Annotated in this window: 23 protein-coding genes; 5 read left to right on the top strand and 18 right to left on the bottom strand. The window is 42.7% G+C overall.

Annotated elements, in window-relative coordinates; all coding sequences use genetic code 11:
* Window positions 1-4 precede the first annotated feature (4 nt).
* The 18 genes from HMPREF0373_RS11720 to HMPREF0373_RS11805 all read right to left on the bottom strand — a co-directional run bounded on the left by HMPREF0373_RS11720 (window position 5) and on the right by HMPREF0373_RS11805 (window position 20,240).
* On the bottom strand, window positions 5-2,230 hold the full coding sequence (locus HMPREF0373_RS11720) for a peptidase U32 family protein (protein ID WP_021739940.1): 2,226 nt from the start codon (window positions 2,228-2,230) through the stop codon (window positions 5-7).
* A complete protein-coding gene (locus HMPREF0373_RS11725) occupies window positions 2,230-2,562 on the bottom strand; it encodes a cell division protein ZapA (protein ID WP_022036723.1) in 333 nt (110 codons plus the stop codon). Before HMPREF0373_RS11725 ends, HMPREF0373_RS11720 begins: the two co-directional genes overlap by 1 nt.
* A gap of 34 nt (window positions 2,563-2,596) precedes the next feature.
* A complete protein-coding gene (ruvB, locus tag HMPREF0373_RS11730; RefSeq protein ID WP_022036724.1) occupies window positions 2,597-3,583 on the bottom strand; it encodes a Holliday junction branch migration DNA helicase RuvB in 987 nt (328 codons plus the stop codon).
* A gap of 90 nt (window positions 3,584-3,673) precedes the next feature.
* The gene (gene ruvA, locus HMPREF0373_RS11735) at window positions 3,674-4,291 is read right to left on the bottom strand and encodes a Holliday junction branch migration protein RuvA (protein ID WP_021739943.1); all 618 of its coding nucleotides are present in this window, start codon (window positions 4,289-4,291) and stop codon (window positions 3,674-3,676) included.
* A gap of 129 nt (window positions 4,292-4,420) precedes the next feature.
* Window positions 4,421-4,816, bottom strand: a complete 396-nt coding sequence (locus HMPREF0373_RS11740) for a NusG domain II-containing protein (RefSeq protein WP_021739944.1) — start codon at window positions 4,814-4,816, stop codon at window positions 4,421-4,423.
* A 2-nt stretch (window positions 4,817-4,818) separates the two neighbouring features.
* The gene (miaB, locus tag HMPREF0373_RS11745) at window positions 4,819-6,264 is read right to left on the bottom strand and encodes a tRNA (N6-isopentenyl adenosine(37)-C2)-methylthiotransferase MiaB (protein WP_021739945.1); all 1,446 of its coding nucleotides are present in this window, start codon (window positions 6,262-6,264) and stop codon (window positions 4,819-4,821) included.
* Window positions 6,265-6,357: 93 nt separating this feature from the next.
* Window positions 6,358-7,533: a SpoIIE family protein phosphatase gene (locus HMPREF0373_RS11750; RefSeq protein ID WP_021739946.1), complete on the bottom strand. Its 1,176-nt coding sequence runs from the start codon at window positions 7,531-7,533 to the stop codon at window positions 6,358-6,360.
* A 17-nt stretch (window positions 7,534-7,550) separates the two neighbouring features.
* Entirely contained in the window at window positions 7,551-9,254 is a 1,704-nt protein-coding gene (locus HMPREF0373_RS11755) for a [Fe-Fe] hydrogenase large subunit C-terminal domain-containing protein (RefSeq protein ID WP_021739947.1), read from the bottom strand.
* A gap of 148 nt (window positions 9,255-9,402) precedes the next feature.
* Window positions 9,403-9,627: an acyl carrier protein gene (locus HMPREF0373_RS11760; RefSeq protein ID WP_021739948.1), complete on the bottom strand. Its 225-nt coding sequence runs from the start codon at window positions 9,625-9,627 to the stop codon at window positions 9,403-9,405.
* Between the two features lie 81 nt (window positions 9,628-9,708).
* On the bottom strand, window positions 9,709-10,878 hold the full coding sequence (locus HMPREF0373_RS11765) for an alanine racemase (protein WP_021739949.1): 1,170 nt from the start codon (window positions 10,876-10,878) through the stop codon (window positions 9,709-9,711).
* Window positions 10,856-12,421 carry an amino acid adenylation domain-containing protein gene (locus tag HMPREF0373_RS11770; RefSeq protein ID WP_021739950.1) on the bottom strand — a complete coding sequence of 522 codons (1,566 nt, stop codon included), beginning with the start codon at window positions 12,419-12,421 and terminating at the stop codon, window positions 10,856-10,858. Before HMPREF0373_RS11770 ends, HMPREF0373_RS11765 begins: the two co-directional genes overlap by 23 nt.
* A gap of 17 nt (window positions 12,422-12,438) precedes the next feature.
* Window positions 12,439-13,545: a hypothetical protein gene (locus HMPREF0373_RS11775; protein WP_021739951.1), complete on the bottom strand. Its 1,107-nt coding sequence runs from the start codon at window positions 13,543-13,545 to the stop codon at window positions 12,439-12,441.
* Window positions 13,532-15,070, bottom strand: a complete 1,539-nt coding sequence (locus tag HMPREF0373_RS11780; protein ID WP_021739952.1) for an MBOAT family O-acyltransferase — start codon at window positions 15,068-15,070, stop codon at window positions 13,532-13,534. The genes HMPREF0373_RS11775 and HMPREF0373_RS11780 overlap by 14 nt, the downstream gene beginning before the upstream one ends.
* A gap of 208 nt (window positions 15,071-15,278) precedes the next feature.
* Window positions 15,279-17,024, bottom strand: a complete 1,746-nt coding sequence (locus tag HMPREF0373_RS11785; protein WP_021739954.1) for an NADH-dependent [FeFe] hydrogenase, group A6 — start codon at window positions 17,022-17,024, stop codon at window positions 15,279-15,281.
* A gap of 14 nt (window positions 17,025-17,038) precedes the next feature.
* Window positions 17,039-18,829, bottom strand: coding sequence for an NADH-quinone oxidoreductase subunit NuoF (gene nuoF / locus HMPREF0373_RS11790; RefSeq protein ID WP_021739955.1), 1,791 nt, complete (start codon window positions 18,827-18,829; stop codon window positions 17,039-17,041).
* Window positions 18,830-18,844: 15 nt separating this feature from the next.
* Window positions 18,845-19,219 carry a (2Fe-2S) ferredoxin domain-containing protein gene (locus HMPREF0373_RS11795; protein ID WP_021739956.1) on the bottom strand — a complete coding sequence of 125 codons (375 nt, stop codon included), beginning with the start codon at window positions 19,217-19,219 and terminating at the stop codon, window positions 18,845-18,847.
* Between the two features lie 17 nt (window positions 19,220-19,236).
* Complete coding sequence (locus tag HMPREF0373_RS11800; RefSeq protein WP_021739957.1) at window positions 19,237-19,800, bottom strand: ATP-binding protein; 564 nt, start codon at window positions 19,798-19,800, stop codon at window positions 19,237-19,239.
* Window positions 19,800-20,240, bottom strand: a complete 441-nt coding sequence (locus tag HMPREF0373_RS11805; protein WP_154301415.1) for an NADH-quinone oxidoreductase subunit NuoE family protein — start codon at window positions 20,238-20,240, stop codon at window positions 19,800-19,802. The genes HMPREF0373_RS11800 and HMPREF0373_RS11805 overlap by 1 nt, the downstream gene beginning before the upstream one ends.
* A 322-nt stretch (window positions 20,241-20,562) precedes the next feature.
* Here HMPREF0373_RS11805 and HMPREF0373_RS11810 point away from each other — a divergent pair, with 322 nt between their 5' ends.
* The 5 genes from HMPREF0373_RS11810 to HMPREF0373_RS11830 are packed head-to-tail and all read left to right on the top strand — an operon-like array spanning window position 20,563 to window position 23,688.
* Window positions 20,563-20,919, top strand: coding sequence for a DRTGG domain-containing protein (locus HMPREF0373_RS11810; protein WP_021739960.1), 357 nt, complete (start codon window positions 20,563-20,565; stop codon window positions 20,917-20,919).
* A complete protein-coding gene (locus HMPREF0373_RS11815; protein ID WP_021739961.1) occupies window positions 20,912-21,340 on the top strand; it encodes an ATP-binding protein in 429 nt (142 codons plus the stop codon). Before HMPREF0373_RS11810 ends, HMPREF0373_RS11815 begins: the two co-directional genes overlap by 8 nt.
* A gap of 2 nt (window positions 21,341-21,342) precedes the next feature.
* Window positions 21,343-22,647: a [Fe-Fe] hydrogenase large subunit C-terminal domain-containing protein gene (locus HMPREF0373_RS11820; RefSeq protein ID WP_021739962.1), complete on the top strand. Its 1,305-nt coding sequence runs from the start codon at window positions 21,343-21,345 to the stop codon at window positions 22,645-22,647.
* Complete coding sequence (locus tag HMPREF0373_RS11825) at window positions 22,644-22,988, top strand: hypothetical protein (RefSeq protein ID WP_021739963.1); 345 nt, start codon at window positions 22,644-22,646, stop codon at window positions 22,986-22,988. The genes HMPREF0373_RS11820 and HMPREF0373_RS11825 overlap by 4 nt, the downstream gene beginning before the upstream one ends.
* A complete protein-coding gene (locus HMPREF0373_RS11830; protein ID WP_044964212.1) occupies window positions 22,969-23,688 on the top strand; it encodes a PHP domain-containing protein in 720 nt (239 codons plus the stop codon). The genes HMPREF0373_RS11825 and HMPREF0373_RS11830 overlap by 20 nt, the downstream gene beginning before the upstream one ends.
* Window positions 23,689-23,859 lie beyond the last annotated feature (171 nt).

The raw sequence follows: 23,859 nt of genomic DNA on the forward strand, positions 1-23,859 counted from the left end.
TTTTCTAATCAACACCACGACGGAAGTGTCCGTTTGTAAAAGTTCCTTCCTTTGGCGGAAGAATTTCTTTTCCGTTTACGAACGCATCCGTATATTGCTGTAATATATATTGTAGCTCCTGCTCAGTTTCATTCCGGAACACAATCCGGTAAGAGCCGAAAACTAAACCGCGAATTTCCCGCGCCTGGTGGAGCAGGCTGGTCGGTTGGCTGTTATAGATCACATTGTAGCAATGTGTACAGTTTCTTGACACTTCGAATTGTTTCTGATAACGATCGTTCAGATACAGATGCTCCGGCTGCGATTTACTGCCATTCTTCCTTTCTTTTATACAGGATGCATAATTTTTATAAACACACTGGGCAGAAACCATCAGCGGTGCATAACCATACAGCATCAGCTCTGCCTGGCTGTTCTCCATATGTGTCAGTTCCTTGTGGTTTAATTCCATGGAAGCCGTATATCCGACGAATCCTTCTGCCAGAAAATCTGCTGACGCTTCCCTGGAAAAAACATACAGTCCGGCATCCAATGCCAATTTTTCCACCGGAATACCAAGTGTATCTTTTGCAAATCCAATGCCATCATAGCTGCGCACCCAGATCCGGTCAAACTGTTTCCAATCCATGCCTTTTTCCAGAAGCTGTTCAGAAGTTTCCCGCAACACATGAGGTAATGCATAGGCTGTCTGCTTTCCCGCCTGATGAATCTGTTCTGCAAGTTTTGCAGCATTTCCACATCCATCTAACGTGACCATTGCCACATACGGATGCTTCAGCAACAGTGGAAGCTGTTTTTCTGTTGAAATCCATACATTCAAAAATGGCTGACGACTCTTTTTCAAAGAAGCTGGTTCTTCTGTTTGATATGGATTTTGCTTCTGTTCACCTACAGACGGTCTGCGACTTACAGACAACATCTGCTCCTGCAGTTGTTCCAATGCGCTGCGACGCAGCTCATTTAACTGTCCCACCGGAACAAACAGCCCGTCTTCCAGATCAATATCTATGTCTGTCACCACAAATGGTGTATCTCCGGTCTTGCGTAGGCGCTTTTCCAGTTCTTCTCTGGATAACGGACGATTCTGTGCCTGTCCCGGGCAGGCGCCAGTCGCCATGCCCCACATCAGGCTTTCTGTTTTCACCGGTGCTCCGTTCCCCTGCATTGTCTCCTGCTCACAGACAGCAGCAGACAATTCCATTGGTTTTTCTGCATGCACGACAGCACGCATAACAATCGGCAGTTTTCGTTCCTCTGCCGCTTCATAAGCTGTTTTTGCATCATTGCTGCTGTGAGAAGAATCCGTCAATGTCATCATGGAACGTCCGTTTCGCATTTCATAATAACCTTTTGTAAATCCATTCCGGTTTCCAAGACAGAGCAGACGCTCCATATCAGCTGCTTCTACTTTATAATCCTCCGGTGATTCTTCATACAAATCCAGATATTTTCGATAAATAGAAGTCACTCCGGCTGCATACTCCAGTTTTTTCATTCTTCCTTCAATTTTGAAAGAATAAATACCGGATTCACACAGCTCCGGTAACAGTTCAATCGTACACAGGTCTTTTGGGCTCAACGGATATTTTTCTTTTTTATGAAGTACATTTCCTCTGTCATCCGTCACCTGATACGCAAGACGACAGGGTTGTGCACATCGTCCACGATTACCGCTGCGTCCACCCAGCATACTGCTCATCAGACACTGTCCGGAATAACAATAGCACAATGCCCCGTGAATAAAGCTTTCAATCTCCACACCCGTTTCATCATAAATACGCCGGATTTCCGCACTGGAAAGTTCTCTGGCTGTAACGATCCGCTCTGCGCCATGATCCATCAAGAATTTCGCGCCGGCTACATTTGCCACAGACATCTGGGTACTTGCATGTAATGCCAGACTGGGAAAATTTCTGTAAATAAACTGAAATACACCATAATCCTGCACGATCACAGCATCCAGACCATATTCGTACAACGGTTTCAGATAAGTAAATAGTTCCGTCTCAATTTCTTTGTTTTTTAACAATGTATTTACGGTAAGAAAGATTTTTTTTCCACGTAAATGTGCAAAATCCAAAGCCTCCCGGATATCACTCTGTGTAAAATTCTTTGCAAATGCCCGTGCACCAAACTTATCGCCTCCGAGATACACTGCATCTGCCCCTGCATTTATAACCGCCTTGCAGATATCCAGAGAACCCGCCGGTGATAACAATTCATGTTTCATCACTTTTTATGTCCTTCCAGTTTTTCAAGTCTTACTTCTGTCTCTGCCAGTTCCTGTTTCAGCTCCGCCAGTTCTTTTTCCTTTTCCTGCAGCTCCTGTTCCAGCTGGTCAATCAGTTCCTGTGCCGTCACCAACTCATCTGCAATATTGATATGAATAAAGATTGGTTTCAGATCAGCCGGAAGGCAACGATATTCGTCCGCATCTTCCATCTGCCGCATTACCCGGTTCACACAGGATGCAATTCGCTGAATATGGGTTTCATCGTCATATCCTCCCATAGTCAGCACTTTTCCGCCAATCACAACCTGCACCATTGATTTCTTTGTCATTTCCATTCCCTTCTTTTTGCTTCGATTCCGCATTTTACTGTTTAAAGTGTTCGATGGCAAGAGCGGTCGCCACCCTCCCCTTCGGTGTCCGGTTCAAAAATCCATTTTTCACCAGATACGGTTCGTACACATCCTCAATCGTTCCGGAATCTTCGCCTACAGCTGCTGCCAACGTCTCCAGTCCCACAGGACCGCCCCCAAACTTCTGAATGATCGTCATCAGAATGAGCCGGTCATTTTTATCCAATCCACAGCGATCCACTTCCAGAAGATCTAATGCAAAAGAAGCTACTTCCTTCGTAATCACACCATCATATTTTACCTGTGCAAAATCACGGACGCGTTTCAGCAGACGGTTTGCCAGACGTGGGGTACCACGGGATCGTTTTGCCAGTTCCGCAGCACCTTCCGGCTCTATCTCCACCTCAAGTTTTTTTGCAGACTGTACAATAATGGTCTGCAATTCCTCCGGAGTATAAAATTCCAGATGCTGGATCACTCCAAAGCGATCCCGCAACGGTGCAGATAAAAGTCCTGCCCTGGTAGTTGCTCCCACCAGCGTGAATTTTGGAAGATCCAACCGGATGGAACGGGCAGAAGCCCCCTTTCCGATCATAATATCAATGGCATAATCTTCCATCGCCGGGTACAATACCTCTTCTACCTGGCGGTTTAACCGGTGGATCTCATCCACAAATAATATATCATTTTCCTGCAGGTTACTTAAAATAGAAGCCATCTCTCCGGGCTTTGCGATCGCCGGTCCTGAGGTGATTTTCATATGTACACCCATCTCATTGGCAATAATCCCGGAAAGCGTTGTTTTACCAAGTCCCGGCGGACCGTAAAACAGCACATGATCCAACGGTTCCTGTCGTTGACATGCCGCCTCTATATATACACGCAACGTGCTTTTTATTTTTTCCTGTCCGACGTATTCTTCCAGAGACATTGGGCGCAGACTGAATTCTGTCTGCATATCTTCTTCCTGAACCTGCGTCGAAATCACTCGTTTTTCCATGAATTTCCTCGTTTCAATCACTCTAGTCGTTTTTAACAGAATCCCTGCTTCAGGCAGAAATACGTTTTTCATATCAAACTGAAATACGATCTATAAAAATGCCATATTTTTCAGTGCTGCCTTCAGCACACGTTCCACATCACTGTCTTCTGTAATTTCAATGCCGGAAAGCACTTTTGAGGCTTCTGTAGCACTGTATCCCAGGGCAACCAATGCATCTGCGGCTTCTTTTCGGATACGGTTATTGCTGCCGGATACAGGATTGGATGCTTCCACTTGTTCAAATCCATTTTCAATAACTTCCTCCAGATCAATCTTATCCTTCAGCTCGATGATTAGCCGTTTTGCCGTCTTGCTTCCAACACCAGGTGCTTTAGATATCGTCTTAACATCCTCTGCTACAATCGCATATCTCAAGTCATTAGCTGACAGCACTGACAGCACTGCAAGACCGCCCTTAGGGCCAATGCCGCTGACATTGATCAGCAATTTAAACATCTCCAGTTCATCTCTGCTTGGAAATCCGAACAGAGAAAAGGCATCTTCCTTTACATACAGATAAGTATAGATTTTAATCTCTTCCCCTCTGGTTGGAAGTACGTCCAACATTCTGGCTGAAATCCGGATATTATACCCGATTCCATGATTTTCCACAACGATCTGGTCTTCGCTGATTTCTTCCAAAGTTCCTTTTATATATGAATACATCAAAAAACTCCATCTTAGAGGCGCTTTCTTTTTTAATCTGTCTTTTTATTTCTGATCAGGGTGTCAAAACACCCAAATCTTGATTACACAGATTGCTGAAATGCCTCTATATTAATTTTATTCGTTCTGTTATTTTGTCTGGGTGTCAAACTGGGCTTCTTCCCCGTCTTCCACTTCCACTACCACTTTGTTTGGCAGGCATACAATAGTTTCCCCATTCGATGAAATCGCATGCTGATTTACGCATAACTTATCCGGACAATCTGCCGAAATCATATCTGCTTTTCCGTTTTCAATTACAAGTGTATTTGTCACAGTACCATCCGCATTTTTAATTTGAATCTTCTTTGCTTTCTCCCCTGTCGTATACAGGTCATAAGTACCATACACCGTTCCATCCACCGTCACTTTTACCTGTGCGCCGGGTGTACTCTGCAGTTTCTGAAACACAAAGTACCCAATCACTGCTGCTGCAAAGATAATAAGCAATAATAAAATTTCTTTTTTACCGACTTTTTTGTCCATGGTTATGCCCTGCTTCCAATATAATAGAAACCTTTACATTCATCCAGACGGACCGGAATGATCTGGCCGATCAGCTCCCTGCTTCCAGGAAAATGAACGACACTATTGTTGCCGAGACGTCCGGTTAACAGACTGTCATCCTGGTGGTTGACGCTCTCCACCAGTACATCCTGTATCTGACCGGTCAATACCGCAGATTTTTCTGCCGCAATCTCCTGTACTTCTTTTAACAGACGGTCAAACCTTACTTTTACCACATCTTCCGGCACCTGATCTTCCATTTTTGCCGCCGGAGTACCGGTACGTTTGGAGTAAATAAAAGTAAATGCACTATCGTAACGTACTTTTCGTACTACATCCATGGTTTCCTCAAAATCTTCTTCTGTCTCACCCGGGAATCCCACAATGATATCTGTGGTCAGCGCAATATCCGGCATTGCAGCACGGATTTTCTCCACCAGCGTCAGATACTGTTCCTTATCATAATGACGATTCATGATTTTTAACAGACGGCTGCTGCCGGACTGTAACGGCAAGTGCAGATGTCTGCAGATTTTCTTTGATTTTGCCATAACAGCGATCAGTTCATCCGAGAGATCTTTCGGATGCGAAGTCATAAACCGGATCCGTTCCAGTCCCTCAATCTGTTCAATCTGCTCCAAAAGCTGTGCAAAAGTAATTGGTTGATCCAGATTCTTTCCATAAGAATTGACATTCTGTCCAAGCAGCATAACTTCCACAACACCATCCGCCACAAAGTTCTCAATTTCACGGATGATCTCCCGCGGCTCTCTGCTTCGCTCCCGGCCTCTTACGTACGGCACGATGCAGTAGCTGCAGAAATTATTGCAGCCAAACATGATGTTAACACCACTCTTAAAACGAAATTTACGCTCATTTGGCAGCTGTTCTACAATCTGATCGGTATTTTCCCACACATCCACAACCATCTTATTATTTTCAATGGACTGTACCAGCAATTCCGCAAACTTGAAAATATTGTGTGTACCAAAGATCAAATCTACGAAACGATAACTCTGTTTGATTTTTGCAACAACTTTCTCCTCCTGCATCATACAGCCGCACAGTGCGATCATCATGTGTGGATTTTTTTTCTTATATCCATGCAGATAACCAAGCCGTCCGTATACTTTATTGTTCGCATTCTCACGAACAGTACAGGTATTATAAATAACAAAATCCGCATCCTCAGATTCAGATTCCTGATACCCGATGGCATTTAAAATACCACATAATTTTTCAGAATCACGGGCGTTCATCTGACAACCAAAGGTATTCACGCAGAACGTCATCTTTCTACCTGCTTCTTTCTCCATTTGAGCCACCAAAGTCCGAGCCTTTGCTATAAAATAATACTGACGCAGTGGTTCCTCTGCCGGTGGATCCAGTGTCAGATCAATCTGATTAATAAAATGTTCTATCTGCATATGTTTATCCTTATCTATTTTTTATTATTCAACCAGGAACATTTGTTCCGTAGTCGTGAACTGAATAAGTATACCACATCTTACTTTCTTTTTTCAATAGTAATACACATGTACGGTCCGATGCATAGCTGTCAGCACTGTCTGCATCCGTTTCATCAGGTTTTGACGCACAGAGATTTCAAAGGGCAGTTCTTTCGTTGTATAATCCTTATTGATTGCTTTTCCAATGAATAAGTTTACTGTGGTACAGTTTTCCATCAGATAGCAGGCCAGTCGGGTGGCACCATTATCACGACTCAGTTCCTCAAAAAATTCTTCTGATACCTCATCCTGCTGATACTGTTCCAGCAGATCAATCGCTTTATTTAATGTAAGGACACCTTCTGTCACCAGGTCAATACCCTCAATCTTTGCCGTGGGCGGAATCTCCGGATCCAACACGCCGACAGATGTAATGAGACGGGTGCCAAGCTCCCGTGCCACGATCTGGCTGGTAATGCCACCGGAAACAATCTTAATACCTTCCTGTTTCATAAAGTCCTGCACCATCCGGGCATCGTCTGCTTTGTTCTGTGGCGGACCGGTCAGAATGTTCACGATTTCTTCTTCCATGATCCGTGCTACAGCAATCGTCGTATCATCACTGCACAGGCCGCCATACAGATCCGCGCAGGCCTTGTTCATCATATCTGCCATCTGAGCTGCTGTACGAGTCTTATCCGCACAGGTTTCACAGCAGTTTGCCAGTGCATTCCAGTCCCAGCGATAGTTCATGATATCTCCGGTACCGCAATACAGACAGCCGTCACTCATAATTGCCAAAGCATCCCCCGGGACCGTCTGAAAGCGACATTCCCGGATCTTTTTTCCTTCAATTTTGCGATAAGAAAAAGGCAGCGCTTTCAATTTTCCCTGACGAATCAGAATGCATTCCGGATTATCATATTCCGCTACATAAATTTCTCCGGTGTGATAAACCTGAATAATACTGAAGGTTGAATACGCCACTCCATTTATGGAAGACAGCGGCAGCGTCTTGGCAATCGTAGCTACAACCTCGTCAATGGTCATATCGTTGTACATCATGGTAGCAATAATCTTGGACGTCAGTGTCGCCAGGATATTTGCACGGATCCCGCTTCCCATGCCGTCTGCCAGAATCAGGATCCGGGAATCTTCCTTGTCCACGATTTCAACTTTATCCCCACACAGCTCTTCTCCGTAGTGGTTCAGGCTTTTATATGCCATGTCAATTGCGAACTGTTTCATATGTTTCCACGCCCCCTTTAGCTTTCCAGCAATGTATCCCTCAGCTTCGTCAGAATCGCCTTCGTCTCTGCCGTAGTCTCGCCCAACAGGCCTGCGATTTCCTGTGCTGTTGTCATCTGCTTTTCTACCACAGCCTGCGCCAGTTTTACGGTATTCAGTTTCTGTTCCAGCATGCGTTCCGCCTGTTTTTCCTCTGCAGACACATCCTCGATAATGGCCAGTACCCGGTCAGAACTCGGAATATATACGATGGTCTCCAGCACTGTCATATTGTATTGTTCCCATTTTTGTTTTACCCGCAGTTTATTTTCATGAGTATGGTATACTTCCTCGAAATCTTTTGTATCAATCAGTTCAAACAGATACATTCTCAACGCATCCTGACGGGATGTATGAAATACGTCTTCCGCCCGACGGTTAAATTCTCTGATCCGCATCTCCTTGTCAAAGATAAAGATCAGATTCGGTGTGGTTTCCATAACAACGTTTGCCTGGGAACGTGCGTTTTCATAGGAACGGATCAGACACATGGCTGCTTCTGCTTTTCCCTGATAGATTGCAATCGCTTTTTCCCGGCAGGTCATATAGCCACAGGCTCCACAGTTAAATTCCGTGGTACTGTTACTCTTTCCGATCGTCTTCAATATTTCTTTGATCTCCGCTTCTGTCGGCATTTTATCTACTACCTGGCGCGGCACATAAGTACGCTCCAATTCTTCTTTTGGCAGTGTAATATAGGCAGGTGGTGCCGCAAGCAGGGCATTGTTTTCAATACTCATAGTTGCTTTAAAACGAAAACCACGGCGTTTATCCACGCCCGGGCCGTTGACACACCCACCGGCGCACAGGTTCAGTTCTACAAAACAGTGATCGATATAGCCTCGTTTCATACTGTGCAGAAATTCTCGACAGCTCTTAATACTGCTGACCGTCAGTTTTTTATATGTTCCCGGTGCACCACAGACATCCACTGCCCGGATAATACCGTTTGTAATAGGATAAAGCTGGTTTACCATAGGATCCTGATTTGCAAAAGGACGGGACTCACAATGTTTTAAGTCAATCCCTTCTTCCTCCAGCCATTTTTGCAATTCATTAAACTCAATTACTGCATCCACACAGCCACGGGTTCTGCTATCTGCCTCGGCCTCCATTTTTTTTGCCACGCATGGACCAATAAATACCACCTTCGTATGCTGTCCCATGCGGTCTTTGATCCAGCGCCCGTGAGCGATCATTGGTGAAACCACCGGTGCCAGATAAGGAATCAACATTGGATAATGCTTCTCTACCAGATAGACAATCGCCGGACAGCTTGTGACAATGATATTGTCCATCTTTCCTTCCTTCATAAGACGCACATATTCCCGTGTAATAATCGCAGCCCCCTCTGCCGTCTCACGCACCTGAGAAAATCCGAGCTTCAACAGTGCATCCACGATCTGACCGGAGTCTTCGTAATCCAGAAGCCCACGGTAAGATGGATCCAGCGAAACTACCACACGCTCTTTTTTATACAACAGGCTTTTCACATACGCCAGGTCGCTGTCAAAGGTCTTCGCCTCCTGAGGACATATTTCCATACAGTGTCCACAGTAAATACACATATCTGTAACAATCTGCGCCTGTCCTTGTTTGATACGGATTGCTTTGACATCACAATTTCTCAGACATTTATAACAATGCGCACAGTTTGCATCCTGAAAATTAATTACATTCATATTCTGATTCCCCCCTCCATGGATTTATTTTACCATTAATCACCAGTGAAATGAAGTCTCAGAAAAGCTATTTTTTATAAGAAAAAAGGAACGTACCATCTTTGATCGCACATTCCTTTTTCACTATTTCCAGCCGTTTCGCAAAGTATTAATCCTGCAATTCCTGAATCATTTTCCAGAGTGCCTCAGCACTGTTGAAATTTTCCGGTTTTACATAAGCTGCCGGGATCACGATATCAAACTCATCACTGATATCACTGATAATTTGTAGGATATCAAACGAATCTAAAATGTGATCATCTACCAGTGCCTTCTCATTTTCAAAATCCACATCTTCTTTAATGTCATTTAACAGTTCCAATAATTCTTCCATGTTGCAAAATCTCCTTTTTCTACTTCATTTATTCTCAGAATCTTTTTAATACTTTATTTAGAAAGATTTCGGGAGTACATCCTAGATATTTATATCACTTGTTTCCATTGCATCTCTCACCAGCGTAAGGTACCCATTTTCATCTTTCAGATAAACCCTAGGCAATGTCCGGCTTAAAAACAGATAAATTCCTTCTGTCACTGAATATGCACCTACATTTTCAAAAATTAGTGTATCACCAATTTCCAAATGATTCAATTCCACCTCTCTGCAGAGAATATCTGATGTTGTACACAGACTTCCGCAAAGACACCATGTTTTCTTTTCCGGCCTTTCATCCTGTTTTGATGTGTTCTTATGATGTTTTATGATTGGAGTCTTCATCCCCATCATCTGCCCTAAATAAGTCAGATGGTTCATTCCACCATCCAGAATGCAATAATGTGCATTTCCCACGGTTTTCAAATCTGCAACATTTGTATAATATGTTCCACATTCGGCTGTGAAAAACCGCCCCATCTCAATCGTCAGATCTACTTGTTGTGCCACCTGTTTTAAGGTATCTTTCAACTCTTTCACAGGATACAAAGTATCTTCAAAATCATCATCCTCAAAATACGGAACCGCAAAACCCGGTCCATATTCCAGTTTTTTTAATTTCAGACCATATTTATTTTGAATCTCTTCAAATAATTCCAGCAGCATCTGAAGTTCTTTTATCTTTCTTTTGGCCCGTTTTCGTTGTGTACCGACAAAATAATGTATTCCTGTAAAATTCAAACTTGTGTATTTGCTTTCTCTGGACTGCAGAATCGTAAGCAAATCCTCTTTGGACATTCCGAACTGGGAACCGGAATTCAGTCGAAGAATTACTTCTGCTTTCTCACCAGCAGCTGCTGTTTCAACGACCTGTTGGATCAGATCTGCCTGACGGACAGATTCCGCTGTAAATGTACCAACTCCATATTCATAGGCTTCTTTGATATCCGGGATTTCTTTGTTGACACCGGAATAAATAATTCTGGATGCATCTACCCCAAGCTTTTTACAGATTGTAAGTTCTCCCGGGCTGCAGACCTCTAACTTATCCACACACGTTATCATGGCCGGTACAAAAAACGGATTTGCTTTCATCGAATAACAAAGTGATACTGTTTCCCCGACAATCTCTTTGATTTGTGCAACCCGCTTCTTCAGAGCTGCCGTATCAAACACAAATGCCGGCGTATTACTTTTTAAAATGTCTTGCATGTAAACTCTCCTCGTACAACTTCATTAATTTATTTCTGTCAATCTTTCCATTCTTGGTCATTGGCATTTCCGCAAGCCGCAAAGCCATATTGGGAATCATATAAGGCGGCAATGCACCACGTAATAGTTTTATGAGCTGCCGTTTTTCGCATTCTCCGGTATAAAAAAGCAACAAGCGCTCTTTTTCAGCTTCATAAATGCAGCAGGATCTGCTGATCCCATTTACTGCATTGGCTGCCACTTCAATTTCACCAAGTTCGATTCTGTGCCCCAGATGTTTGATTTGAAAATCTTTTCTGGAAATGTATACAAGATTTCCCTCTGCATCATATTTTGCCAGATCACCGGTTCTGTAAATCCGTTCATCATACAGGTGATTCAATGGGTTCTGTACAAATACCTGCGCCGTTTTATCCGGTGCATTATAATACCCCAAAGCCAGTTCTGAACTGCTGACACAGATTTCCCCGTTCATTCCTGCTTCCGTTACTTCCTGATCTGCCTCATCCAAAAGAAAGACCCGTTCATTCGGAAAAGATTTTCCAATAGGTATCACATCTGTAAGTTCATATTTATCTGCCGGATCCAGCACATAATACGTGCAGTTGCATGTAACTTCAGTTGGTCCGTACAGGTTTACAAACATCGCCTGCGGCAAATACTTTTTCCATACTCTGTAATGTTTTACCGGAAGCACTTCTCCACTGAAAAGAACCTTTCGGACAGTGTCCGGTGTCCGATAATCAAATCCATTCATAACAGATACAAAACACATCGCGCTGACCGCCCAGGTAAGTACTGTCATCTTACTGTCAGCCATATAATCCATCAACGTAGTAGGATCACTGAAATATTCTCTCGGAATGATCTGTACTTTGGCACCGGTCAAAAGACCGGTATAAATATCCTTTACAGAAACATCAAAATCAAACGGTGCCTGATTTCCTATAATATCTTCCTTGGTAATATCAAACGTATCCGCATAAATCCGGATAAAATCAATCACCGCTCTGTGACTGACCGCGACTCCCTTTGGTAAACCTGTACTTCCACTTGTAAAATTAATATACAAAGGATTCCGATCCGTATGCTTTTTTCTTATCTGTTTCAAAAGTTTCTGATCAATTTCCATTTCATTCAGACAATTTTCTGCTAACAAAATTGTTGTGTTCCGGACATCACCGCCCATTTCATCTACGCAGTTTCTGATTTTTTCCAGATTTTCTTCCTTTGTAACAATCACTTCCGGCTGCAGCACCTTCAGAATCTGCCGCAGTCTCACATCCGGCTGACGCAGATCTAACAGACAGTACGGACATCCTGCATATACCGCTCCAAGCATAATACTTAATGTGGCACAGCTTTTTTCCATATAGATTGCTACCGGAAATGTTCCTGTCATCCATTTTCGCAGATATGTTCCACTTTTTTGTGCATACGTTTTTAACTGCGTAAAGGAATATTTTTCTTTCGGATCTGCAACTGCAATTTTTTCTCCAGCCTGTCCTTCCATATGTTCCAGCCATTCTAATACATTCGTCATTTTGTTTCCTCTTTTTTCTATCTATTATCATATCCCGGAAGATAGGATGCTACAATATCTTTGACAGATTCCATATAAGCATCCTCACTGTAAAAATATTGAGACATATCCTCTCCCGCCTCACGGCTTAATACAAATTTTGAAAAAGCATTACAAAAAACCTCAGAACCGGTTTTATTTAAATGTTCAAAATTTGACAGATACTCCGGACAAATGGAAAACAGATCCGGTTTTACCAGATTAAAATCATAATAATCAGCACCGTACTTACTGCATATACCAGTAATTTTATGGTTGATCGCAAAATAATCGTCTGCGCCATATGCCGCAATATCATACGGTGCTTTTGGCGTATTCACAACCATAAGATCTACTCCATTTTCCTGACAGAGTTTGCACATAGCTTCTAATTCCTTATAAGCCTTATCAGAAATTTTTCCTGAATAAGCCTTTTTCGTATTATTTTCAGCAGCAGTATTGTAATCAAAAACACCACTGGAATACGCATATCCCTTTCCGATATATTCCATATATCCAGCCACTTTTTTTGAACTGGCATTCGCATCTTTGCTTTCTTTCCTGATTTTCAGATTTTCTGCAATCTTTTTCGGTTCAAAATCAACTCCATTATAGACCCACGGGAAAAAATATGTCAATGACGCTTCTGTATTGAAATTTTCACTGTTTGTTACATAATTCCAATCCAGTCTCAGTTTTTCCAACAATGAGCACCCATAGTTTCTTGCTCTTGCGAAAGTTGCTCTTGCATTTGCATTCTGCGTCAGCTCCAGAGATGGGATTCCGAAGATCAGTACCGCTCTTTTTATATGTTTTTCCTGAATGGCTGCCGTTAATGCTTCTTTGGTCTGATCCAATGGCTGCCCCGGCGTTCCCATATTAAAAGAATTCCATCCGGTATTTTCATCTATAATATATGGATTAAATGTCATCTGTGAAAACGAAGAACCTAAATATACCGTATCTATTTTTTCTGTTTTACGGAAATCCTTCCACATAACTTCACTTGGACCATTTGCTTTCACAAGAAAATAACTCAGCAACAAATTCATCAATATGAACAGAATGACAAATAATATCACTTTTATACCCTTAATAATTCGCATACATAAAACCTCCTGCGTCAACTGCAAAATTAAACGATTCTAAAATCATGAAAATCATTCCAAAATAAAGCAGCCAGCGCAATACCAACGGTCGATTATCCAATAACGTGATGGCATCCTTTCCTCTTTCTTTTATAACACTGTCAGCAAAGACAATACACAATGCCACAGTCACGATGACATACGCTTTCGTTGGCATTATTTTCAGTATCGGTCCCAGAAATTCATCCAATTGGCTCATCTGAAAATTGAAAATTGTGTTTTTCATACACAGAAAACAGTCTCTGATGTCATAAATCCGGTCAAAGTACCATCCAATATTTACAATTATAAAAGTACGGATTATCCGGAACAGATAAAACGCCTTACTTTTTACATTAATGTGCAATCTTTCTGTTATTTTTGCAAACAACGGTGCACAAATATCCGAAACAGCAATTACTATACCATTATAAAGTCCCCAGAAAATAAAATGCCATTGGGAACCATGCCAGATACCAACAAGGAAAAATACCAGAATATTTGCAATAGATGCCGGAAGTACACGCCCAAAATGAACATTCAGATGCTTTTTCGCCCATTTTCCAAATTTTTGCATAGGTGACGTAAGTGCAAACGGATAGAATACATAATCTCTCATCCATGCACCGAGAGAAATATGCCATCTCCGCCAGAAATCTCCCAATGAAACGGAAAAATACGGCTGCCTGAAGTTTGGCATCATTTTAATTCCAAACAATTCAGCAACACCCATAACGATATCGATGCCACCGGAAAAATCCGCATATTGCTGTGCAGAATACAATAAGATTGCAAACACGATTGCAGAACCCGGCGTTTTTTCCGTAGGTGCATCCAAAATATTTGCAATTTCATGAACCAGCAGATTTGCAATTGTATATTTTTTTAATAATCCAAACAGAATTAAGATCAACGCTCTTTTGCAACGATACCAATCCAGCGTGTGTCTGCCATACAACTGCTCTTTCATCTGGTCATACCGATTGATCGGTCCCTGAATCAGTTGCGGAAAAAATGAAACAAACAGCAAAAAACGAAAAGGATTCTTTTCCGCTTCATATTTTTCAAAATAAATGTCTACCAGATATCCTATGGAAATAAACATATAAAAAGAAATGCCCAACGGTATTAGAAAACCTTCAAAAAAAGGATGCAGATATTTCAATACTGCCAACATTCCAAAATTAATAACAATGATTGTCCAGAGAATCATTCTCCGTTTCTTATCAAATGCAGCTTTTATTTCCTTTCTTCTGGCTCTGTCAATGCTTTTGTCTTTTCGGATTTTATGATACTGGTCAGAAAATCGCATCAGCCATATGCCACCCATAAAAACACTCACTCCGGTAACTGCCATAAAAATCAAATTGGAAATACCCGAATAAGCATAAAATGCAATGCTGAACAGAAGCAGGCAGACCCACTGTTTCTTTCGAAATATAGTATAATACAGTACTAACAAAGCAATTATAAATATAATAAATGCAGCTGAAAATAAATTCATAAAAAACTCTCCTTCAATACTTCTCGAATCATTTTAGCACAAATATGACATTTTATCTTTTAATTTTTTCTTATAATTATTGTATCCTTTCTCAATGTACTTCTATCATTTCTTTTTTCATAGTAAAAAAAGAGCCGCTGCAAATGCAACGACTCCTTTTATAAACATTCGTATCCTCTCATAAAAGAGATATAAATCATTATTAAATCTATTTATTTACGGTACGTTTTACATAAGTGGTATGTAACAGCTCATGTGCTTTATGGCTGCCCGGTTCACCCAGATACGTATCATATAATTCAATGATTGCCGGATTCTCATGTGATTTACGGATTTTGTTCTTTTTATCCAGGTTATAAAGTACTTCCGCACGCTTTGCACGAATATCCACGGTATTGCGTACATATCCCGGCTGCTGCGGCTGACCGCCACCATTGACACATCCGCCAGGACAGCCCATAATTTCAATAAAATGATACTCTGCCTCACCGGATTTTACTTTCTTCAACAATTCTTTTGCATTTTTCAATCCGGAAACAACCGCAACTTTCACATCCATACCTGCTACATTGTAAACAGCCTCTTTGATTCCCTCGATACCACGTACATCCGTAAAATCAAGTTTTGCAAGTTCTTCGCCGGTCAGTTTTTCTACTGCAGTACGAAGAGCTGCTTCCATAACACCACCGGTTGCGCCAAAAATGACTGCTGCTCCGCTTCCAAGACCCAACGGCATATCGAATTCTTCGTCCGGAAGATCTGTAAAACGGATACTTGCACGTTCGATCATGCGGCCAAGCTCTCTTGTTGTGATAGCGATATCTACATCCGGAACACCTGCACCGTTCTCATCCTCTCTACCGATTTCAAATTTCTTTGCAGTACAAGGCATAACGCTTACAACCACCATTTTTTCTTTCGGGATTCCCATTTTCTCTGCATAATAGGATTTGGCAATGGCACCAAACATCTGCTGCGGAGATTTACAGGAAGATAAATTCTCTGTCATTTCCGGGAAATAGTGCTCACAGTATTTGATCCAACCCGGAGAACAGGAAGTGATCAGCGGTAATACGCCACCATTCTGTACACGATCCAGGAATTCATGCGCTTCTTCCATAATGGTAAGATCGGCAGAGAATGTGGTATCAAATACTTTATCAAAGCCAAGTCTGCGCAGTGCTGCTGCCAGTTTACCTTCTACATCAGTACCGATCGGCATGCCAAATGCTTCCCCGAGTCCTGCACGGACTGCCGGTGCGCACTGAACTACCACATATTTCTCTGGATCAGCAATGGCTGCAAATACTTCTTCCGTATTATCTTTCTCATATAGTGCACCTGTCGGACATACTGCGATGCATTGTCCACAGGATACGCAGCTTGTATCACCAAGATCCATATCGAATGCAGTTCCGATATAAGTCTTGAATCCACGCTCATTTGCACCGATGACACCCACACCCTGTACTTTTTCGCAAACTGCACTGCACCGTCTGCACAAAATACATTTGTTATTATCTCTCACCATATGGGCTGCACTGGTATCCAATTCATATTTATTACGCTCACCATCATAGTAAGCCTCATCATCTACTTTGTACTCACGGCATAATGTCTGAAGTTCACAGTTACCACTGCGGACACAGGACAGACACTTACGATCGTGATTGGATAAAAGAAGCTGTAATGTCTTTCTTCTGGACGCAATAACCTTCGGTGTATTTGTCCAAACTTCCATTCCTTCGTTGATTGGATATACACAGGCTGTCACCAGACTGCGAGCCCCTTTTACTTCCACCACACACATACGGCAGGCGCCGATCTCATTGATTTCTTTGAGGTAACATAACGTCGGGATTTCAATCTGTGCAAGGCGAGCCGCCTCAAGAATCGTGGAACCCTGCGGTGCGGATACCTCTCTTCCGTTTATTTTAATTGTAATATTTTCCATGATTGATTCCTCCGTTACTCTTTATAAATAGCGCCAAAACGACACTTATCGATACAGGTTCCACATTTCACACATTTACTTGTGTCAATGCTGTGTGCCACTTTTACCTGACCTTCGATAGCATCTACCGGACAGTTACGTGCACATAATGTACAACCTTTACATTTCATAGGATCAATCTTATATGTAATGAGTTTCTTACATACACCAGCCGGACATCTCTTGTTTACGACATGCTCAATATATTCGTCACGGAAGTAACGAAGGGTAGAGAGAACCGGGTTCGGTGCAGTCTGTCCCAGACCACAGAGTGCATTGTCTTTGATGTAGTAGCACAGCTCTTCCATCTTATCGATGTCCTCTAAGGTTCCTCGTCCGTCTGTAATCTTCTCTAATAACTCCAGCAGACGTTTCGTTCCGACACGACATGGCGTACATTTACCACATGATTCATCTACGGTAAACTGCAGGAAGAATTTTGCAATATCTACCATACAGGTATCTTCATCCATAACGATCAGACCGCCGGATCCCATCATTGAACCAATGCTGATCAGGTTATCGTAGTCGATTGGAATATCAAAATGCTCTGCAGGGATACATCCGCCGGATGGTCCACCGGTCTGAGCTGCTTTAAATTTCTTGCCATTTGGAATACCACCGCCGATATCTTCAATAACGGTACGCAATGTCGTTCCCATCGGGATTTCTACCAGTCCGGTATTATTGATTTTTCCACCAAGTGCAAATACTTTTGTTCCTTTGGATTTTTCTGTACCCATGGAAGCAAACCACTTTGGTCCGTTGATGATAATCTGCGGGATATTAGCCCATGTCTCAACGTTATTTAAAATGGTCGGGCTCGCAAACAATCCTTTAACAGCCGGAAATGGCGGTCTCGGACGCGGCTCACCACGGTTTCCTTCGATGGATGTCATCAGTGCGGTCTCCTCGCCACAGACAAACGCACCCGCACCGAGACGAAGTTCGATGTCAAAATCAAATCCACTCTCAAAAATATTTTTGCCAAGCAGTCCGTATTCTCTTGCCTGGTTAATGGCAATCTGCAGACGTTCTACCGCGATCGGATACTCTGCACGCACATAAATGTAACCCTGATCTGCACCGATAGCATAGCCCGCAATAGCCATAGCCTCAAGTACAACATGTGGATCACCTTCCAGAACAGAACGATCCATAAATGCACCCGGATCTCCCTCATCGGCATTACAACAGACATATTTCTGCACATTTCCACGGTTTCCGGAAGCAAATCTCCATTTCAGACCAGTCGGGAATCCTGCACCACCACGTCCTCTTAAACCACTGTCTAAAATTGTCTGGATAACTTCATCCGGAGTCATCTCTGTCAGAACTTTTCCAAGTGCTTCATAGCCGCCGGTTCCAATATATTCATCAATGCTTTCCGGATTGATGACACCACAGTTTCTCAATGCGATTCTGTGCTGTTTTTTATAGAAAGTTGTCTCATTTAAGGATTTGATTCCTTCCGGCGCCTGAGCCTCATGGTATACGAGACGTTCCACGATACGACCTTTTAATAAATGCTCGGAAACAATCTCCTCAACATCCTCCGGACGTACTTTGGAATAAAACACTGCCTCCGGATAAACAATCATAACCGGTCCTTCTGCACACAGACCATGGCATCCTGTTTTAACAACCGCTACTTCATTTTGTAATCTATTTTTCTTTAATTCCTCTTTTAAAGTCTGAATAATCTGCTGACTTCCGGAAGAAGTACATCCGGTTCCTCCACAGACTAATACATGTGAACGATACATTTAGTCACACCCCCATTACATATTCTCATCTACGTGAAGTAAATATTTATCCAACACCTGACCTCTTACAAGATGCTGTTCCAAAATTTCTTTTGCTTTTTCTTCGTTTACTTTCACATACGTTACTTTTTCTTTGCCCGGTTCATATACTTCTACGATCGGCTCATACTGACATAATCCGATACAACCGGTCTGGGTGACTGTCACATGCTCCAGTTTTCTATCTTCTACTTCTTTTACGAGCAGATTTAAAACCGGACGCGCACCGCTTGCGATTCCACAGGTAGCCATGCCGACAACAACACGTGTATCATCTGCATGTTCAGAACGCATTCCGATCTGCCCTTTCATTTTATCCCGAATGGCTTTCAATTCTTCTAATGATTTCATATGATCCCTCCTTCGAATTACCCGGGGTAATTCTGCATTCTATTAATATCCGATTCATTTTCTTCCAGATAATCTCTGATGAAGGAAGAAATTTCCGGTGTATTCAAAGGGATATCCCCAAGCATTTCCCGCATTTCCTTCGTATCCAGATGGAACTCTGCCTCATTCACCTGGTAGCCATAATAAAATTCAATATCCGGATGCATCACGATCAGTGAATAAACGGTCTCATTAAGATTTCCAAGCGGCATACAGTCAATATGATCTGTACAAAATATCGCCTGAATATCCGTTCCTTGACCCGACACGGATGATATGGAAAATGAGCCGCCGGTACATTCTGCTTCCTGTTTAAAAAACGGAATTCCGAGTCCGACTTTCCGAGTAGTCCTTGTAGTATAAAAAGGATCTGTCACCCGCTTCACTGTCTCTGCATCCATTCCTGTTCCGTTGTCCTTGATCTGAACCTTTATCTGCTGTTTAAACGTATTTACCCAAACCATGATTTTAATTTGTGTCGCTTTTGCGGATATGGAATTTTGTGAGATATCCAGAATATTTAATGATATTTCCGGTAACATTACATGTATTTTGCCAGAATACCATCCAGCTCATCCGGAGTCAGACGACCATACACATCATCATTGATCATCATAACCGGCGCAAGACCACAGGCACCGATACAACGACAGGCATCCAGAGAGAATTTTCCATCAGCAGTACACTGACCACCGGCAATTCCGAGAATGTCCATAAGCTTGTTATAGATATCACCTGAGCCTTTTACATAGCAGGCTGTTCCGAGACATACAGAAATTTTGTACTGTCCTTTCGGATATAAATTGAACTGGGAGTAAAAGGTTGCTACTCCGTAGATTTTTTCCATTGGCACATCCAGTTCATCTGAGATCATTTTCTGAACTTCATATGGAAGATAGCCGTAGATTTCCTGCGCCTTCTGCATGATCGGCATCAAACAGCCTTTATCTTCGCGCAGTTCGTCGATGACTGCATGCAGCATCGCTTCCTGTTCCTGTGTTCCGTTAAACGGAACAGATTTTGTTTTTTCCAAAATTATCCCTCCTAATATCCAATGTACTTTTTTTAATACATCTGTCTTTTATACTACCATCTGTTTTCACAATAATCAACAATTTTTTCTGGTTAGGTTTGTATAATTTATATACTTTTTATCACATAATTGTTCAAACTGCAATACATGTGCAAGTATGTTATAAAAATAACAAGTCTTTTTTGTTGAAATATAACAAATTACATGCTATACTAATTCAAAAATATTGTGCATTTAAAAAAGTACAAAATCAGAAATTTTGGAGGCTGCTATGACGATCGCACAAATCATTTCGCTGCTGGAAGCCACTTCTCTGTCTGACACGCCGGACCTTGAGCACACCATTGAAAGTGTCTGTGGATCTGACATGATGAGTGATGTTCTGGCATTTATCAAAAAAGATGCATTATTACTGACCGGTCTGAATAACCTGCAGGTCATCCGCACCGCTGAGATGCTTGATATTGTCTGTCTGGTCTTTGTACGGGGCAAACAACCTCAGCCGGAGATGCTGCAGATGGCTGAAAATCTCGGCATAACTGTTCTGACCACGGAACACACTATGTTTGATGCCTGCGGCATTTTATATCATGCAGGACTACGGGGAGGAAGCCGAAACGATGCCTAGTATACATTATCAATACACCGTGGATGGTGATGATTTCACCCTGGCCGGTGAAGCAAGCAGTGCTTTAAAGCAGACACTAAAACTAATGAACCTGGATGCAGATATCATCCGCCGCTGTGCCATTGCCATGTATGAAGGAGAAATCAATATGGTAATCCATGCAAACGGTGGTATCATCGACGTAGACATCTTTCCAGATAAAGTTGTCATGGTGCTGACGGATCACGGTCCCGGAATCCCTGATGTGCCGCTTGCTATGCAGGAGGGATATTCCACCGCCGGTGAAGAAGTCCTGAACCTTGGTTTCGGTGCCGGTATGGGACTTCCAAACATGAAGCGTTCTTCCGATGAAATGCATATCGACACTTCCATTGGTGTCGGGACTACCGTCACCATGACTATCTATATAAGGACGATCTGATCATGAATAAATTTTTTCACTCAGTTTATCTGGACAGTGACAAATGTACCGGATGTATCACTTGCCTGAAACGATGTCCTACACAGGCCATCCGCGTTAGAGACGGAAAAGCACATATCATCAATGAATTTTGCATTGACTGCGGCGAATGTATCCGGCATTGTCCACATCACGCCAAGCATACAAAACGGGATTTTATTCCGGTTTTAAAAGATTATAAATATACGGTGGCACTTCCGGCACCTTCCCTGTACAGCCAGTTCAATAATGTCAAGGACACAAATATCATCCTGACAGCACTGGTTCTGGCCGGCTTTGATGATGTGTTTGAAGTAAGTGCCGGTGCAGAGATCATCTCTGAACTTTCCCGAAAGTATATCAGCGAACATCCGGAACTTTACCCATTGATCAGCACTGCCTGCCCGACAGTCGAACGTCTGATCCGTGTACGTTTTCCGGGATTGATTCCACATTTGCTGCCAATTCTGCCACCGATGGAAGCTGCAGCTATCATTGCCCGGAAACGAGCCGCAGCCAAAACCGGTCTGGATCCATCCGACATTGGCATCATTTTTTTGTCTCCCTGCCCTTCCAAAATCACATTTATCTATGATCCACTGGGCATGCGCGAAAGTAATGTCGATGCGGTACTAGCCATTAAAGATATCTATCCGCTGCTGCTCTCTCATATGAAAGAAGCACAGAAACAGTTGGAGAATAAGGTTTCCTATACACTCTCCGGCCGTATTGGAAAAGGCTGGGCCATCAGTGGCGGCGAAGCCTATGGCATTATCTCCGATCATTACCTGGCTGCCGATGGCATCGAAAATGTAATCCGTGTACTGGAAGATCTGGAAGATGAAAAAATCTTACCGGGACTGCAATTTGTAGAGCTGAATGCCTGCAGCGCCGGTTGTGTTGGTGGCGTTCTGACCGTAGAAAATCCCTATATTGCCAAAGCAAAAGTAAAACAATCTTCCAAATACGAACCGGTACTTCGGATGCACTGTGCGGATTTTCAGGAAGAACCACCTGAAATTTTTGGCTGGACCGAACCGGTAGCTTATGAACCTGTGTACACTCTGGGAGCAAATATTTTTGAAAGTATGGAAAAAATTCTGGAAAGCCAGGAAATCCTAAAGGAACTTCCCGGACTGGATTGTGGTTCCTGCGGTTCTCCGACCTGCAAAGCCCTGGCCGAAGATATTGTAAAAGGTGTAGATTCCGCCCGCAAGGAAGACTGTATCTATTTGATGCGGGAACAATGGAAAAAGCACACCGGGAAAAAGGAGGAAAAAGAACTATGACTGTAAAAGAACTGACCCTTACGGACAATTATGAAATCGTACATCTTGGTAATCCGGAGGCTGTAATCTCTGAACCGTATTGTTGCGATCTTCTCAGTATTGCCATGGGAAATGCACCGGCTGCTTCTGCCTGGTGCACTGTTATGAGCAACATGAACACCCTGGCAGTGGCCTCTCTAACGGAATGTGCCTGCGTAATTCTCTGTCACAACGTTTCCATTGATGAAAACATGAAGCTGAAAGCGGTCAGTGAAAATATGAATGTACTCCGAACAGCAAAACCAATCTTCACTACTGCCCTGGAGGTTTATAAAAAACTGCATGAAAACCCTGACTTATGATCTGCATCTCCACTCCTGTCTGTCCCCCTGCGGAGACAATGAAATGACTCCTGCCACCATTGCAGGCATGGCAAAAATCATTGGTCTGGATCTGATTGCACTGACAGATCACAATTCATGCAAAAACTGTCCTGCAATCCAGAAAGCAGCGAATGCGTACGGAATTCTTTTTCTGCCTGGAATGGAACTGACCACTGCAGAAGAAGTTCATGTACTGTGCTATTTTCCACAGCTGAATGCAGCCATGAATTTTGATTCCTATGTATCATCACATCTGCCACACATTCCAAACAAACCGGCTTTGTTTGGCGAACAACGCATCTGCGATGAAGAAGATCAGATACTGGGGCAGGAAAATCGTCTGCTAATCTCAGCCACGGATATTCCTTTCTCTTCCGTATATGATCTGGTACAGCAGTTTGACGGCATTATGGTTCCTGCTCACATTAACAAACCAAGTACCAGTCTTCTCGGAAATCTTGGTTTTATTCCGGAAGACAGTCGCTTTTCCTGTGCAGAAACAAAAAATGATGCGGACTGGCCATTGCTTCAGCAACAATTCCCCTATCTGCAGCATTGCAATCACCTGTGCAGCTCCGATGCCCATGATCTGAACGCAATCCATGAGCCGATTTATACCCTGCAGACCACCGGTACCACTCCGGAGGATCTTCTGACAGCAATTCAAACCCGGATCTGACCGCTGACGGTCTGCATTCCGGCATTGCAAAAAGCATTGATAAAAAAACAAAAGGCAGGAAGTTTTAAACAAGAAAAGCTGTAAAACAGACCGGTGATATCATCTCACCATTTCTATTTTACAGCTTTCCTTATTACGAAAGCGGACATTCACAATCCGCTTTCGCTACTT

Origin of the sequence: Eubacterium ramulus ATCC 29099 (assembly GCF_000469345.1) — a bacterium.
Taxonomy (GTDB): Bacteria; Bacillota; Clostridia; order Lachnospirales; family Lachnospiraceae; genus Eubacterium_I; species Eubacterium_I ramulus.

Coding starts and splice junctions, on each gene's coding strand:
- HMPREF0373_RS11795 (WP_021739956.1), bottom strand. CDS start 19,219: ATGAAATCATTAGAAGAATTGAAAGCCATTCGGGATAAAATGAAAGGG.
- HMPREF0373_RS11765 (WP_021739949.1), bottom strand. CDS start 10,878: ATGCAAGACATTTTAAAAAGTAATACGCCGGCATTTGTGTTTGATACG.
- HMPREF0373_RS11800 (WP_021739957.1), bottom strand. CDS start 19,800: ATGTTACCGGAAATATCATTAAATATTCTGGATATCTCACAAAATTCC.
- HMPREF0373_RS11820 (WP_021739962.1), top strand. CDS start 21,343: ATGAATAAATTTTTTCACTCAGTTTATCTGGACAGTGACAAATGTACC.
- HMPREF0373_RS11780 (WP_021739952.1), bottom strand. CDS start 15,070: ATGAATTTATTTTCAGCTGCATTTATTATATTTATAATTGCTTTGTTA.
- nuoF (WP_021739955.1), bottom strand. CDS start 18,829: ATGTATCGTTCACATGTATTAGTCTGTGGAGGAACCGGATGTACTTCT.
- HMPREF0373_RS11725 (WP_022036723.1), bottom strand. CDS start 2,562: ATGACAAAGAAATCAATGGTGCAGGTTGTGATTGGCGGAAAAGTGCTG.
- HMPREF0373_RS11775 (WP_021739951.1), bottom strand. CDS start 13,545: ATGCGAATTATTAAGGGTATAAAAGTGATATTATTTGTCATTCTGTTC.
- HMPREF0373_RS11770 (WP_021739950.1), bottom strand. CDS start 12,421: ATGACGAATGTATTAGAATGGCTGGAACATATGGAAGGACAGGCTGGA.
- HMPREF0373_RS11830 (WP_044964212.1), top strand. CDS start 22,969: ATGAAAACCCTGACTTATGATCTGCATCTCCACTCCTGTCTGTCCCCC.
- HMPREF0373_RS11785 (WP_021739954.1), bottom strand. CDS start 17,024: ATGGAAAATATTACAATTAAAATAAACGGAAGAGAGGTATCCGCACCG.
- HMPREF0373_RS11825 (WP_021739963.1), top strand. CDS start 22,644: ATGACTGTAAAAGAACTGACCCTTACGGACAATTATGAAATCGTACAT.
- HMPREF0373_RS11815 (WP_021739961.1), top strand. CDS start 20,912: ATGCCTAGTATACATTATCAATACACCGTGGATGGTGATGATTTCACC.
- HMPREF0373_RS11740 (WP_021739944.1), bottom strand. CDS start 4,816: ATGGACAAAAAAGTCGGTAAAAAAGAAATTTTATTATTGCTTATTATC.
- miaB (WP_021739945.1), bottom strand. CDS start 6,264: ATGCAGATAGAACATTTTATTAATCAGATTGATCTGACACTGGATCCA.
- ruvB (WP_022036724.1), bottom strand. CDS start 3,583: ATGGAAAAACGAGTGATTTCGACGCAGGTTCAGGAAGAAGATATGCAG.
- ruvA (WP_021739943.1), bottom strand. CDS start 4,291: ATGTATTCATATATAAAAGGAACTTTGGAAGAAATCAGCGAAGACCAG.
- HMPREF0373_RS11755 (WP_021739947.1), bottom strand. CDS start 9,254: ATGAATGTAATTAATTTTCAGGATGCAAACTGTGCGCATTGTTATAAA.
- HMPREF0373_RS11720 (WP_021739940.1), bottom strand. CDS start 2,230: ATGAAACATGAATTGTTATCACCGGCGGGTTCTCTGGATATCTGCAAG.
- HMPREF0373_RS11810 (WP_021739960.1), top strand. CDS start 20,563: ATGACGATCGCACAAATCATTTCGCTGCTGGAAGCCACTTCTCTGTCT.
- HMPREF0373_RS11750 (WP_021739946.1), bottom strand. CDS start 7,533: ATGAAACAGTTCGCAATTGACATGGCATATAAAAGCCTGAACCACTAC.
- HMPREF0373_RS11805 (WP_154301415.1), bottom strand. CDS start 20,240: ATGCTGCATGCAGTCATCGACGAACTGCGCGAAGATAAAGGCTGTTTG.
- HMPREF0373_RS11760 (WP_021739948.1), bottom strand. CDS start 9,627: ATGGAAGAATTATTGGAACTGTTAAATGACATTAAAGAAGATGTGGAT.